This is a genomic window from Pollutibacter soli, from assembly GCA_029269725.1.
In the GTDB taxonomy this organism is placed as follows: Bacteria; Bacteroidota; Bacteroidia; order Chitinophagales; family Chitinophagaceae; genus Pollutibacter; species Pollutibacter soli.
Window position 1 is genome coordinate 457,075 of sequence record JARJHS010000004.1, and the last position, 14,479, is coordinate 471,553.

The following is a 14,479-nucleotide window of genomic DNA, read 5'->3' on the forward strand; positions in this document are numbered from 1 at the left end:
ATATTGCAGGAATATTCTGAAAAAATATTTGGCTAATTAAAAAACTCTCAGAAATTTTACGTGGTTAATTTTGCAATCGTATGGCAAAATCTCAGAAAATAAAGAAAACCAGCACAGACAAAGAAGTGAATCCCGCTGAAGATTCAAAGTCAAAAAAGGCATCTTCTAAATCGAAAAAGGTTGAAGAAGAGGAGGAGGATGATGACGATCTGGATGAAGAGGATGACAAACCGGTTGCGAAAGGTAAAGCAGCAGGAAAATCAAAATCTAAATCTGATGAGGATGACGATGATGATGGCGATGATGAAGAAGCTGCGGATGACTGGGAAAAACCTGAAGAGGAAGACAATTGGGATCCGGATTTTGATGAATTCGATATTCCTAAATCCACTGGTAAAAAAGCACCTAAAAAAGGCGGCGGCGGAAGTGCATCGGAAGAAGATGATGATTTCGCCATCGATGATGAATTCAAGGATATGGGACTTTTTGATGATTCCGGAGGATTTGATGATGACGATGATGATTTTTAAAATAAAATGATTCGTTCATACCGATCATTTCCGATAACTCATTTTTCTTCTATTAAACAGCAAATGCTGAACTATTTAAAACAGTTCAGCATTTTTTGTTTCCTGGACAATCATGAATACAACCTTCCCTGGCATTCGACCGAATGCCTTTGCGGTGCCGGAGTAAAACAAAGAATGAATCCCGGAGACCAGGATCTTAATACCGCTGAGAAGTTTATCGAAGCCGAGAATGACTGGATTTTCGGTCATTTGTCCTACGACCTTAGTGAAGATCTGTTTCATGTTTCAGGTAACTTTCCGCTTCGTGTACAATTTCCAGGATTGTTTTTTTTCGTACCTGAAATATTGATCAGGCTTGATTCGCATCAGATAACTATTGGAAGTTTTAATGAAGATCATGAGGCGATTTTCAATCAGATCAAAAATTTCCCAAAACTCTCTTTGGTGAGCAAACAGGTTAATGTGGAACAGCGGATGAGCAAAGAAGAGTATGTGGCTGCAATCGAATTTCTTCGTCAACACATTGTACGCGGCGATTGTTACGAAATTAATTATTGCCTGGAGTTTTTTGCTGAGAATGCCGAAATTGATCCATTCTCTGTTTATCATCAGTTGGGGCTTGTTTCTCCGAATCCGTTTTCAGGGTTTTACCGCTATGATGATCAGTATCTGATGTGCGCCAGCCCTGAAAGATATCTTCGTAAAGAGAGAAATAAAATAATTTCTCAGCCCATCAAAGGCACAGCACCAAGAGATAAATCCAATCAGTTGAAAGACATCAAAAGCAAACAGGCGCTTAGAGACAGTGCTAAAGATCGTTCGGAGAACGTGATGGTAGTTGACCTGGTCAGAAATGATTTTGCAAAAGTCTGTGAAGAAGGCACGGTGAAGGTTGATGAACTTTTCGGAGTATACAGCTTCCCCCAGGTGCACCAGATGATTTCAACCATCAGCGGTCAGTTGATTCAGGAAACTTCGATTACAGACATTTTTAAAGCCAGCTTCCCGATGGGATCGATGACGGGTGCACCGAAAAAACGTGTAATCGAACTTATCGCTGCTTACGAGAAAAGCAGGCGAGGTTTATTCTCCGGAGCCATTGGATATATCAGTCCTGAGAAAGATGCTGACTTCAATGTTGTTATTAGGAGCCTATTGTATAATGCAGCTGACGGCTACCTCTCACTTCCTGCCGGTTCTGGAATTACATTTTACAGTGATGCTGAGCTGGAATACAGGGAATGTTTACTAAAAGCAGAGGCCATGCTTAAAGCATTGGCCCCCGCTTAATAAACTGAAGTTATTTTTTAAGAGATGATTTTGAGTTAATTCCGGATTCATTTGCCGGTGAAAAGCTGATCTCTTTTGGATACCTGTTCTGTTCTTCGCCTGACGAATTGGTCAGGAGAAACAGCACTGATTCATTCAGGATTTCCATTTTACGTGCATTGAACAATTGCATTCTGTCTGCCGGTAAACGCAAAGTGAATGGATTTGCCATCACAGAAGCATCAAATCGTGGATTCAGCTGATTGAAAAGATTGATATCCATCTCAATCGATTTTGTCAGAATAGCTGAATTGTATTTTCCGCTGATCACAGTAGTTTCTGTATTTGCCATCAACGAGGAATCGACTGCGTTGAAGTCGTATTTACTGTTTGCCCCTACGGTACAAACTCCTCCCTGACCTTCCATTATATAATGAGTGGCGATGAATTTCTTAACGTGGTTACGGCTTTCAGCGGGAAGATAATGTTGTAATTTCCAGAAATCACGACTCTTGCTCTTTCTGATTGCATATTCAACTCTTGCCTGTCCGCCATTGTAAGCAGCGACCACCAGGAGCCAATCACCTAATTCGGAATAAAGATCACGGAGGTATTTAGCTGCTGCATGGGTACTCTTATAGAGATCCTTTCTTTCATCGCGTCCTTTGCCGACTTTTAAGCCGAGAAGACGTGCAGTTTCTGGCATCAGCTGCCATGGACCAAGGGCACCCACGCGTGAAAGAGCTGTTGATTTCAAATCAGATTCAATAACGGCCAGGTATTTCAGTCCTTCGGGAAGCCTGTACTTTCCAAGAATGTTATCGATGGTTCTGAAATTGGAAATCCCGGTCGAACGCATTTTTTCCAGCCTGGAAGTGTTTTCTGACATATATCCTTTAACGAAGGATACTGCCATCGGATGCAGCGTAATCAGGTTCGGTATAACTGAAGCAGTTACAGCGGTTTTATAGGATTCAGAGGATTTAACAATGGCTTTTTCTTTAGAATCATGGATAACCGGATCGATGTTCAGCGAGTCGCGAACGGTGCCTCCGGGTACAGCAATTACTAATTCTTTCCGGGCTTCGGATGATGCGTCCTGAGAAAAGCTTTGAAAGCTCACTACGGTCACGCCAAGAATTAGCACAACGACGAATTGTGTTAATCGTTTCATGATTTTCATTTTTTTAGTTTTCGAGAGGTACAGGAAGGCAATCATGAAGATGACAAACCAACCATTGGGTTAAACCCAGATGGTATTCATAGTATAACGGAGGGATTCATAGTGTACCGGAAGGATGACAGGACAAATTGGAGAACTGAAGTAAAGATAATTCTTCGAACTGATTTGTCATAGCCTGTATACCAAAAGGCATGCCATTCGAGTGCTTGGAAAGGGGGTATGAAATTGCCGGAATTCCGGCCAGGTTGGCGAAAACTGTAAATAAGTCAGCCAGGAACATTTCCACAGCGTCATGGCTCTTTTCCCCAAACCGAAATGCCGGAGCAGGTGTAGTGGGTAGAATTATAATATCAAAGTGTTTGAAAATCAGATCAGTCTGTTCTTTTATACGCCTCCTGACCTGCTGAGCTCTTGTGTAATAGGCGTCATAATAGCCGGTACTCAACACAAAAGTACCTAGCATAATCCTTCTTTTTACCTCTTTTCCAAAGCCTTGTGAGCGGGATTTTCGGTAAAACTCATCCAGATTGTTAACAAGTTCTTTGGTTCTGGTGCCGTATTTAACTCCATCATAACGAGCCAGATTGGAGCTTGCTTCAGCCGTAGTTAGTATATAGTAGGCAGGCACTATATAATCCAGCAGTTCGAAATCGACCGGTTCAACGGTATGCCCTTCCTTTTCAAGCATCTTCAGATGGTCGCGGATTGCCATGCCAATTTCCGGATCCAGGGATGGATGTGCTAAACTTTGTGGGAAGTAGGCGATTTTGAACTTTTTGGTATCTTTTAAAAGCTGCGAAAAGGCAGGAACCGGCTTTCTGGCAGCCGTGCTATCATACTCGTCCGGGCCGGCCATGATTTCGACGAGGAGCGCAATATCTTCGATATTTGTTCCGAAGATTCCTATCTGATCGAAGGAGGAAGCATAGGCAATAAGGCCATACCGGGATATCCGGCCATAGCCGGGTTTGAAGCCTATAACTCCGCAGAAATCAGCGGGTTGCCTTACAGAGCCGCCAGTATCGCTACCCAGGCTGACCATGCATAAACCTGCCTGAACAGCTACTGCAGAACCACCGGAACTTCCTCCTGACACCCGGGTTGGGTCCAGGGCGTTGAGTACGTTACCATAGGCGGAGTTTTCGTTGGAGGAGCCCATGGCAAATTCATCGCAATTCAGGTTGCCGATGATGATGGCATCTTCACCAAGCAATCTTTCAATTGCGGTTGCGCTATATAGTGAGGTAAAACCCTTAAGTATAGCCGAACCAGCCGAGATGTGGTGGTCCTTATAACAGATCACATCTTTTATACCGACCACCACACCAAAAAGCTTTCCGCATGGAAGGCCCTTTTTTTTCTTATTATCCAATTCCGCAGCACGAGTCAATGCTTCATCAGCAAACACATCAATAAAAGCGTTCAGGTGCCGGTACTCTTCTATCCGGGCCAAATAATGCTTTACAACTGAGGTGCAATCAATAGTTTGCTCTTCAATTCCACTGAGAAATTGCTGTATTGACTTGTGTGAATACAAGGATCAGATAAGGCGAAGAATAGTGTAGTTAACCGGAAGAAACAAACTTAAGGTTTAACCTCAGCTTTTGGTCTTTCTTCGTTCATGCCTTCTTCAATTTCCTTTTTCACATTTGTTTTGGCATCATTGAACTCTCTGATACCTCTGCCGAGGCCGCGCATGAATTCAGGAATTTTTCTTCCACCGAAAAGGATTAATACGGCCACTATGATAATGACCCACTCCATTCCACCAGGCATCGATAACAGGAAAATACTATTGGGTAACATAATTCTTGCTTTTAAGCTTTGGACAAATTTAAGCAATTAAATATCCCGGGTACACTTAATTTAAATATAAAAAAAAGGAACCGTACGGTTCCTCAATAACTTACGAAGTATGATTCAAAAAAGTTTTTATTTAACCCTTTTTTCCTTGATACGTGCGCTCTTACCGCTACGTGTGCGCTGGAAATACAATTTCGCCCTGCGCACTTTACCTGCTTTATTCAACACCACTGATTCGATATTCGGAGAAGAAACAGGGAAAATCCTTTCTACACCGACACCGTCAGATATTTTTCTCACAGTAAAAGTGGCTGTATGACCGTCGCCCTGGCGTTTGATCACATCACCTTTAAAGCTCTGGATACGCTCCTTGTTACCTTCAATAATCTTATAATTGACCGTAACATTATCACCTGCTTTGAAGCGGGGGAAAGTTTTAGAAGTGGTCAGTTGTTCATGTATATATGCTACTGCGGAATTCATATCCTGTATTTTTAAGGACGGCAAAGGTAGGGAATTTTGTTTCGGACACAAAATTTCTTACCGGTTTCCTTTGATAAGATCAATTATTAACGGGCAACGTTGACAGTACGTTTTTCCCTGATTACAGTTACCTTGATCTGTCCGGGGTAAGTCATGTCTGTCTGGATCTTCTGGGCCATATCAAAACTCAGCTTTTCGCTATCGGAATCCGTTACTTTATCAGCCTCTACGATCACCCGGAGTTCGCGTCCGGCCTGGATTGCGTAAGCTTTTTCTACACCATTATAGGTAAGAGCAAGGTTTTCCAGGTCTTTTATGCGCTGGATATATTGCTGCATGATCTCCCTGCGCGCGCCCGGTCTTGCACCGCTGATGGCGTCGCAAGCCTGTACGATAGGAGAAATCACATACTGCATTTCCGTTTCATCGTGATGAGCGGCGATCGCATTTACCACAGCAGGGTTCTCACCATATTTTTCAGCAAGTTTGCCTCCGAGAAGAGCATGGCTCAATTCAGTTTCTTCATCCGGTACTTTACCAATGTCGTGGAGAAGACCTGCTCTTTTTGCCAGTTTTGGATTCAGGCCGAGTTCCGCAGCCATAATTCCACACAGATTGGCTACTTCCCGACTATGCATAAGAAGATTCTGGCCATAAGAAGAACGGAACCTCATTTTACCGACCACCCGGACCAGTTCTTTATGAAGACCGTGAATACCCAATTCTATCACGGTTCGCTCGCCAATCTCCATTACCTGCTCTTCTATCTGTTTCCTTGTTTTTTCAACTACTTCTTCGATTCTTGCCGGGTGAATTCTTCCGTCGGCCACCAGTCGTTGAAGTGATAAACGTGCAATCTCTCTACGGAGAGGATCAAAAGACGATAGTACTATTGCTTCAGGAGTATCATCAACTATCAGATCTACCCCAGTAGCAGCTTCAATTGCACGGATATTTCTTCCCTCGCGACCAATGATCTGACCTTTGATTTCATCGCTCTCGAGGTTGAAAACGGTCACCGTATTTTCAATGGTTTGTTCCGCTGCAGTACGCTGGATGGTCTGGATGATGATTTTCCTTGCATCCTTGTTTGCTTTCAGGCGTGCGTCTTCGATGATTTCCTGTTGCAGTGAAAGCGCCTGGGAGTGCGCTTCCTGCTTTAAACTTTCCACCAGCTGAGCCTTAGCTTCTTCAGCACTTAAGCCGGCAATTTTCTCGAGGCGACGGATATGCTCTTCCTGGTGTTTCTCCAGTTCGTTTCTTTTCTGATTGATTACTTCGATCTGGCGGTTCAGGTTTTCCTTGATCGTCTCATTCTCCTTGATCTGCTTATCCAGGTTATCAGTTTTCTGGTTCAGGCTTTGTTCTTTCTGCCTGATCCTGTTTTCAGCGTCACCTATTTTCCTGTTTTTTTCCAGGATCTCTTTGTCGTGCTCAGCCTTTAACTGTACATTTTTTTCCTTGGCTTCGAGCAGTTTCTCTTTTTTAAGTGTTTCGGCGGCAAGTTTAGCTTCTGAGAGAATTTTTTCAGCATGCTGTTCAGCTTCCTGAACCCTCAATGCGGTATTCTTGGCGAAAATAAATTTACCTGCTATCAGCCCCGCCACCAACGCCACCACACCAACTATGATTGGTAAAATCTGGGTCATTTCCATTAATAATGTTGTTTTATGTTTCTTCCGCCGGGAGCTCCCTTTGGAAAAATCGGAATTTTTAAGTTGTTAACCAGCGAAGATACGTTACGCAAAGCAGACAATAAAAACTTCGGTTAGGCCTGCATCAGGGAGGAAGCAGGAATGAATTACCAGGTGGAGAATATACTAAATTCTTGAAAACCAGTATTTAGCCTTCAAGGGCCTGGTCAAGTAGAGCATCCAATTGCTTAAGCTGATCTCCAACTTTTACCAGTTCAGGATTAAGATTGCCATCCTGTTGTTCGGTTACAAACCACAGTAAGACCATTGAGATATAATCCTGCATGTCTTTACCCGCAAAACCGGTTTTGTACTGCAGCAACTGGTCGTTGATTTTCCTGGTAACCATACGCACTTTTTCCTCATCCTGTGCATTGATTTTAATTCTGTAAGCGCGGTCGCCGATGGTAACATTTATTGGAATCAGTTCTTGCATCTTAAAAATTTTAACCCTATATTTAATAACTCATTAACGGTAGCATCCCCTCCCAAGGCTCAGGAAAGAAGTTTGATTAACCCAGTTTTTTAAATCCAAAAACCATCCTCATGATTGTCCGACCTAAATTTCCTGTATTCATCGACAGTGTTGTCTTTGAATTCACCCAACCCACTTCATCGTCATTGCATGCTGAACTTCAGAATGAAGAAGGAAGTATTTGCAGCAAACTTGACACTGTTATTCCCAAAGGAATAATGAGTTATCATTGGAGCGGCCTCGATCATCTGCCTTATGGAATCTACACTCTTGTTTTTTCGCAAGGTGGTGAAGAGCATAAGATGCAAATGGTGAAACGGGTTTGATTACTGCGCCAGGATTGAAATACATTTATCAATTTCCCGGATATAGAAACTGAGCTGCTTTTCCAGCTCCTTTCTTGCCGTTTCGTCGCCTGTACCAGTAGCCCGGATTACATTGAGCTGCTGTTCCAGTTGTCGGTTCTGTTGCCTGATGTGTTCTTCCGCATCCTGCACACGACCTAGTTCCGACTTCAGCCTGGTATTTTCTTTTTCAAGGGCTTTATATTGCTTTATCAGCCGGGCAACCTTTGCCTGTACCTGTTCTGCCTGTTGCGAAGGTGAAATTGTACTCATGGTTATCTGCGGATCTGTGCTGAAAGTTCCTTTTCAAATATACCGATGATTTTAGCCATGAACTGTTCCACTTCCTGATCAGTCAGGGTTTTTTCATCATCCTGGAAAACAAAGTTCATTGCCATCGATTTTTTATCCTTTCCTAATTTATCGCTTTCGAAAAGGTCGAACAACCGGATCTCTTTTAATTTTTTTATTGACAAAGAACGTGCAGTTTTTTCGATCGACTGGTAAGGAAGATCTTTTTGCACAACAAATGCAAGGTCGCGATTGACAGCTGGGAATTTCGAAATCTCTCTGAATTTTATTTTTACTGCAGATGCAATTGACAGCCATTTCTCCCACAGGACATCAGCATAGTATACATCCTGTCTGATATCAAACATCTGCAACCTGCTTCTTTCAACTGCTCCAAGTGTGAGTACCTGTGTTTTTCCAATAAAGCCATTCAACTGATCAGCATTTCCATTGCCAACGGGAATAAACTGAACCGAATCCAGACCTGAATGTGTGGCAAGAGCCTGGATAATTCCTTTCAGATAATATAAGTCAGCGGCAGACGAAGGGGCTTTCCAGGTCTTGTCTTCGAGCTGACCTGAAACCATCAATAATAAATGTTCCACTTCGTAATAAACGGCCTTCGCCGAAGTGCCGTATGTCTTGCCAAACTCAAACAAACGAAGATGGTTATTCTTCCTGTTCAGGTTATGTGCAACAGTCTGCAGACCGGTTTCCAGTATCGATGGTCTCAGAATATTCAGATCAGCACTAAGGTTATTCATCATCTTCACCGAATTCGTCAATTCATCATCGGTGTACCAGGCGCTATTCGCAATTGAGTTGTTTAGGATTTCGTTGAAACCTAATCCAGACAGAACAGCAGCGGTTTTTTCTTTTGTAAGCATGCTTAACGCGGCGCTTTCAATAGAAGGAGCTATGGTAATTGTTTGCGGGATGGCGATATTGTCAAAACCATCGATGCGCATTATTTCTTCAGCGATATCTGCGGGAAGTGAAACATCTGTCTTATGCAATGGAACGGAAACGCGAATTCCAGTTTCACCTGATTCAATAATTTCAAATTTCAGACTTTCCAGTATCCTGCGAACTGCATCAGCGGAATAATTCTTCCCGCTGATTTTTTTCAGATAGGCATATGTAAAATGAATAGTCTCCTTTGATTTCGGAGCCGGGTATATATCTGTCAGTGATGAAGCAATTTCAGCACCACAAATAGTTTGTAAAAGAAACGCAGTTCTTTTAAGAACCTCCACAGTATTCCCGATATCAACACCTTTTTCAAAACGCAGAGCTGCATCCGTTCTTAAATTATGTCTGAAAGAAGATTTGCGGATGGATACCGGATTAAACCAGGCGCTTTCCAAAAAAATCTTCGTTGTACTATTGCTGATACCACTGTTCAATCCGCCAAAAACGCCACCGATACACATTCCATTGCTGTCACCATCACAAATCATCAGATCTTCTGCACTTAATTTCCGGATCTTCTGATCCAGGCTAACAAACTCGGTTCCCTCCGGAAGATTTTTTACTATGATTTTGCTGCCTGAAATTTTATCAGCGTCGAATGCGTGTAAAGGCTGTCCGGTTTCATGTAAAACGTAATTCGTGATATCTACAATACTGCTTATCGGTCGTACTCCGATTGCTTTCAAACGCTGCTGCATCCACTGTGGCGAAGCACCTGAATGAAATGATGAAAACCCGATACCAGAATATCTTGGACAATCAGCTGTATTTTCGACACTAACGTTAACGGATACCGTATTGCTTAAAGGTGTAAGTTCTGTGATAGAAGGTTTTACCACTTCATAATTGCCATTTTCATGGTGATTTAACCAGGCGCACACATCTCTCGCTACTCCCATATGACTCATTGCATCACTTCTGTTAGGCGTGAGACCTATATGGATAACCGTGTCACTATAAGGTTTGAAAAAATCTTTTGCAGCTGTTCCGGGTTCCAGTTCCGAAGGCAATACCAATATACCTGCGTGCGATTCTCCAATTCCGATTTCATCCTCTGCGCAAATCATACCCTGGCTTTCAACACCGCGGATCTTTGCATTTTTCATCGTCAGCGGATCGCCTTTCAGTGGATAAATAGTAGTACCCACCTGTGCAACAACTACTTTTTGTCCTACCGCCACATTCGGTGCACCACAAACGATTTGTAACTCCGTGCCTGGAGTGGTACGGACTTTCGTTAAACTCAGTTTATCCGCATTCGGATGTTTGCTTACTTCCAGTACTTCCCCGATGACCAGCCCATCAAGATTACCTTTTATCTCTTCAAAATTTTCAACACCTTCTACTTCAAGCCCGATAGAATTCAATATCAGAGCCAGTTTTTCTGCGGATAATGTCAAAGGAAGATATTCTGCCAGCCAATTACATGAAATAGTCATTTGTAGTGGTCAATTTTATAAAGCGGCAAAGATAAGATGAGCTCAGCTATCTGTCAGGGATAAGGTCAAAACCCTGTCAAAGGCCTGTTAATACTGAATTTTCTCAGGTTTAAAATGTTCAAAACGGGCTGAAACTCCATACTGTGGTTACTTATTGTCCGCCAAGAAAATTGAGATAAAAACTTTATCACATCCGATGTGCATTAAACAATATTCGTGGTGTTATTTTTTTTTATTTGTGGATATCACTGCGGAAATTTGTGCATAAACACGGAAAACCGGTGTATATTCCTGTGGATTCGCTGTGATTAATTATTGATAGCAGAATTTAATTCCGGGAGGTTTTTTGGGAATTACATTCGCCGTCCTCATTGCGATAATATTCCCTTAACATGAAATTGGGTGAAATGAATCGCGGGGACTATAAAACCTTACTTAACCTTTTTTCCTTATAGATTTAAATGGATTTAACTAATTTAAACCGCGACCGAAAAAACAGAAGAAAAAACGCTCCTGACTTTAATAATCTCGTTTTTGGGAAAATTCCACCCCAGTCCCGGGAATTAGAGGATGCTGTACTGGGAGCAATAATGCTAGAGAAAAGTGCTTTTGACACTGTGGTTGAGATTCTTAAGCCAGAATGTTTTTATGTTGATGCTAACCAGCGCATTTTCAGCGCGATGATGGGCCTGGCTCAAAAATCAATGCCCATCGATTTGCTTACTGTTGTGGAGGAACTAAGATTCAGGGAAGAGCTTGAAATGGTCGGCGGCGCTTTTTATGTGTCCAAACTCACAAATGCGGTTGTTTCTTCGGCAAATATTGAAACGCATGCGCGTATCATCCTCCAGAAGTTCATCCAGAGAGAACTGATCCGTATCAGCGGTGAGACGATCAGCGATGCATATGAGGATTCAACTGATGTTTTTGATTTGCTGGATGAAGCTGAAAGCAGGTTGTTTGAAATAACGAATAATCACCTTCGAAAGAATTTTGATTCGATCGATGTTGTGTTGATGAAAACCATCAAACGCATCGATGATATGCGCAATCGCCAGGAAGATATTACTGGAGTTCCTACAGGTTTCCATTCGCTTGACAAAGTAACCTATGGCTGGCAGAATTCTGACCTTGTGATTCTTGCAGCAAGGCCATCCGTGGGTAAAACGGCATTTGCGCTCAACCTTGCCCGTAATGCTGCGATGCATCCGACTAAACCAACGCCCGTTGCATTCTTCAGCCTTGAGATGAGCTCGGCTCAGCTGGTACAACGAATTCTTTCGGCTGAAAGCGAAATTTTACTGGAGAAGATTGCGCGTGGAAGAATGGAAGAACATGAAATGCAGCAGCTGTATAAAAAAGGCATTCAACCACTTTCAAAAGCACCGATATTTATTGATGACACTGCGGCGCTGAACATCTTTGAATTGCGTGCAAAATGCCGCAGGTTGAAAAGCAAACACAATATTGGTATCATTATCATCGACTATTTGCAGTTGATGAGTGGTGGTGGTGATAATCGTAATTCCAATCGTGAGCAGGAGATCAGTACTATTTCACGAAACCTTAAAGGGCTAGCAAAAGAGTTACAGGTTCCTATTATTGCATTGAGTCAGCTTTCCCGTGAGGTCGAAAAAAGAAAAGACGGAAAGAACCTTCCACAACTGAGTGACCTTCGTGAATCCGGTGCCATCGAACAGGATGCTGACATGGTAATGTTTCTTTACCGGCCGGAATACCACGGGCTTACCAGTAACGAAATGGGAGAAAGTGTAAAAGGTGAAACCTATGTCCGAATTGCCAAACATAGAAATGGTTCATTAGAAAATATTAAACTTAAGGGCCTGCTGCATATTCAAAAGTTCATCGACGCACCAGAAGACGATTTCAGCGGGCTGGGTATGAGCGAGGGCAACTGGAAACCAGTGAAAGACGATGATAATGCGAGATTGTTTATCCAGAAAGGCAGCAAGATGAACGATCTTTCTGATGACGATGAACCCTTTTAAGGTAGAACGTTAAACGTGTAACGTGGAACCTAAAGCGCATGCAATTCCCATTTTCTTTTTGGAACAAATACCTGTTCAGTGGAATATTGTTTCCCTTCCCGATGAAACTGCCAGGCATATACTTACGGTGCTGCGCATGCGGGAAAATGAAATCCTTCAATTGACTGATGGGAAAGGATCAAAAGCAAATGCGGTCATCATTAAAACCGGGAAGAAAAATCTCGATGTAAAAATTCAATCCGTTTCCCATACAGAACGACCTTCAAAGCAGCTCACGCTCGCGGTTTCTCTTCTGAAGAATGCGAGCCGTTTTGAATGGCTTCTCGAAAAAGCAACCGAGCTCGGTGTCCACAAAATTGTACCGTTGATTTGCGCACGGACCGAACGTCAGCATTTCCGGGCCGACCGGATGAAAAATATACTTATCAGTGCGATGATCCAGTCGCAACAATTCTGGTTACCTGAATTGCAGGAGCCTCAGGCTTTTGATCAGTTTTTCAAAACCGGCTTTCCTGGCAGAAGATATATCGCGCATTGCCTTCCTGATGCTACAAAGCAACTCCGATCATTCAAACCTGCTTCACAATCGGAAATTCTGATCGGGCCCGAAGGGGATTTTACGGAAGAGGAGATCGAACTTGCCATCAACCACGGATTTGAAGCTGTGACTCTGGGTGACAATCGCCTGAGAACAGAAACAGCGGCCATCGCCGCTGTTACACTTATCTTACTGGGTCAGTAAACGTTTAACGTTTCACGTTCTGTCTTAAAGTTCAACGTTAATGTGCTTTGTCGTCCCTGCCGATTAATTCTTTTTCAGATTCCACAGGCTTTGGCTCCCGGAGCTGCACAGGGTTTTTTGACCTTGATTTTTTCCGCATCCACATATTGAGTAATTCAACACCAAACGAGAACGCCATTGCAAAATAGATATACCCTTTGTCGATATGGCTTCCATGAATTGGCTCTACTCCCTCAAAGAACAAACTGAAACCAACCATGAGTAAAAAGGAGAGCGCCAGCATTTTTAATGTCGGATGCTTATGAATGAAGTTGGAGATTTTTTCAGCAAAGAAAAACATAATGAACATGGCGATCACCACCGCAATCATCATTACTTCCACATGACGCGCCATACCAACAGCAGTAATGATACTGTCGAAAGAAAAAACCATATCAATAATAATGATCTGACCAATCACTGAACCGAATGATGCGGCCGTTTTCTTCGTGCCTTGCAGTTCAGGTTCTTCACCTTCCAGTTTTGCATGAATTTCTTTTACCGTTTTATATAAAAGGAAAAGACCACCAGCAAACATGATGATGTTGCGCAGATTAAATCCGATATGCCTGTCGCCCCAGTTGAGACCGAACAATTCCCTGTTGCCGTTTTTTACCAACCATCCCAGGGCCAGCAATAATAGAATACGAACAATGATACCTGCGATCATCCAAATTCTGCGGGCATTCAGCTTCTGTTTTTCTTTCAAACGCCCCATCAGGATAGATACAAAGATCACATTATCGATACCGAGTACAATTTCCAGGAGTGTTAGTGTTATTAAGCTGATTACCGCGTCTGTCGTTAATAAATGTTCCATGAATGAAAACAATATTTGAATTCGTTACTTAAAAAATAATACCGGCAAGCGTCTGAAGATAATTTAATCGCAGTGTATGCGGTGTCCAAAGCGGATGACATGTTTGTCAGGTACTTCTGCATACATTTCGCACACATTCCATTCCTGGCTTACCGGACCGTCCAAGGTAATCGCATCCACGCTCCTGATCTGTTGACAATGCGGATACACATTATCTACAATAATACAAAGTCCGGTGCCCGGACAGCCCTGTCTTTTTCTGCAAAAAACAATTCGACATCACCTTTTGAAATACCTCCAACTATTCCTTTTTCATCATAGACCCGGCTGTTTTCAAACGCTGGTTCCTCTGCGAAATAAGCAATGGTTTTTCTTTGCATCTTCTG

Annotated in this window: 15 protein-coding genes; 5 read left to right on the forward strand and 10 right to left on the reverse strand. The window is 42.7% G+C overall.

Going from position 1 to position 14,479, the window contains the following annotated elements:
* Positions 1–80: 80 nt before the first annotated feature.
* A complete protein-coding gene (locus P2W82_RS12900; RefSeq protein ID WP_336516306.1) occupies positions 81–530 on the forward strand; it encodes a hypothetical protein in 450 nt (149 codons plus the stop codon).
* A gap of 63 nt (positions 531–593) precedes the next feature.
* Positions 594–1,820 carry an anthranilate synthase component I family protein gene (locus P2W82_RS12905; RefSeq protein WP_336516307.1) on the forward strand — a complete coding sequence of 409 codons (1,227 nt, stop codon included), beginning with the start codon at positions 594–596 and terminating at the stop codon, positions 1,818–1,820.
* Between the two features lie 10 nt (positions 1,821–1,830).
* Here the strand turns inward: P2W82_RS12905 and P2W82_RS12910 are convergent, their stop codons facing one another.
* The 6 genes from P2W82_RS12910 to P2W82_RS12935 all read right to left on the reverse strand — a co-directional run bounded on the left by P2W82_RS12910 (position 1,831) and on the right by P2W82_RS12935 (position 7,398).
* Positions 1,831–2,973: a lytic transglycosylase domain-containing protein gene (locus P2W82_RS12910; protein ID WP_336516308.1), complete on the reverse strand. Its 1,143-nt coding sequence runs from the start codon at positions 2,971–2,973 to the stop codon at positions 1,831–1,833.
* Between the two features lie 106 nt (positions 2,974–3,079).
* On the reverse strand, positions 3,080–4,519 hold the full coding sequence (gene gatA, locus P2W82_RS12915) for an Asp-tRNA(Asn)/Glu-tRNA(Gln) amidotransferase subunit GatA (protein ID WP_336516309.1): 1,440 nt from the start codon (positions 4,517–4,519) through the stop codon (positions 3,080–3,082).
* 47 nt (positions 4,520–4,566) lie between these two features.
* Positions 4,567–4,788, reverse strand: coding sequence for a Sec-independent protein translocase subunit TatA/TatB (locus P2W82_RS12920; protein ID WP_336516310.1), 222 nt, complete (start codon positions 4,786–4,788; stop codon positions 4,567–4,569).
* 126 nt (positions 4,789–4,914) lie between these two features.
* Positions 4,915–5,268 carry a 50S ribosomal protein L19 gene (rplS, locus tag P2W82_RS12925; RefSeq protein WP_336516311.1) on the reverse strand — a complete coding sequence of 118 codons (354 nt, stop codon included), beginning with the start codon at positions 5,266–5,268 and terminating at the stop codon, positions 4,915–4,917.
* An 86-nt stretch (positions 5,269–5,354) separates the two neighbouring features.
* Entirely contained in the window at positions 5,355–6,923 is a 1,569-nt protein-coding gene (gene rny / locus P2W82_RS12930) for a ribonuclease Y (RefSeq protein ID WP_336516312.1), read from the reverse strand.
* Positions 6,924–7,110: 187 nt separating this feature from the next.
* Entirely contained in the window at positions 7,111–7,398 is a 288-nt protein-coding gene (locus tag P2W82_RS12935) for a cell division protein ZapA (protein ID WP_336516313.1), read from the reverse strand.
* Between the two features lie 110 nt (positions 7,399–7,508).
* Between P2W82_RS12935 and P2W82_RS12940 the strand changes: the two genes are divergently transcribed.
* Complete coding sequence (locus tag P2W82_RS12940; protein WP_336516314.1) at positions 7,509–7,763, forward strand: hypothetical protein; 255 nt, start codon at positions 7,509–7,511, stop codon at positions 7,761–7,763.
* Here the strand turns inward: P2W82_RS12940 and P2W82_RS12945 are convergent, their stop codons facing one another.
* Complete coding sequence (locus P2W82_RS12945) at positions 7,764–8,054, reverse strand: hypothetical protein (RefSeq protein WP_336516315.1); 291 nt, start codon at positions 8,052–8,054, stop codon at positions 7,764–7,766.
* A 2-nt stretch (positions 8,055–8,056) separates the two neighbouring features.
* Positions 8,057–10,483 carry a phenylalanine--tRNA ligase subunit beta gene (gene pheT / locus P2W82_RS12950; RefSeq protein ID WP_336516316.1) on the reverse strand — a complete coding sequence of 809 codons (2,427 nt, stop codon included), beginning with the start codon at positions 10,481–10,483 and terminating at the stop codon, positions 8,057–8,059.
* Positions 10,484–10,944: 461 nt separating this feature from the next.
* Here pheT and dnaB point away from each other — a divergent pair, with 461 nt between their 5' ends.
* Positions 10,945–12,492, forward strand: a complete 1,548-nt coding sequence (gene dnaB / locus P2W82_RS12955; protein ID WP_336516317.1) for a replicative DNA helicase — start codon at positions 10,945–10,947, stop codon at positions 12,490–12,492.
* 22 nt (positions 12,493–12,514) lie between these two features.
* The gene (locus P2W82_RS12960; protein ID WP_336516318.1) at positions 12,515–13,234 is read left to right on the forward strand and encodes an RsmE family RNA methyltransferase; all 720 of its coding nucleotides are present in this window, start codon (positions 12,515–12,517) and stop codon (positions 13,232–13,234) included.
* 37 nt (positions 13,235–13,271) lie between these two features.
* Here the strand turns inward: P2W82_RS12960 and P2W82_RS12965 are convergent, their stop codons facing one another.
* Both P2W82_RS12965 and P2W82_RS12970 read right to left on the reverse strand, forming a co-directional pair.
* Complete coding sequence (locus tag P2W82_RS12965; RefSeq protein ID WP_336516319.1) at positions 13,272–14,093, reverse strand: TerC family protein; 822 nt, start codon at positions 14,091–14,093, stop codon at positions 13,272–13,274.
* Between the two features lie 215 nt (positions 14,094–14,308).
* Entirely contained in the window at positions 14,309–14,473 is a 165-nt protein-coding gene (locus P2W82_RS12970; protein ID WP_336516320.1) for a hypothetical protein, read from the reverse strand.
* Positions 14,474–14,479: the final 6 nt, after the last annotated feature.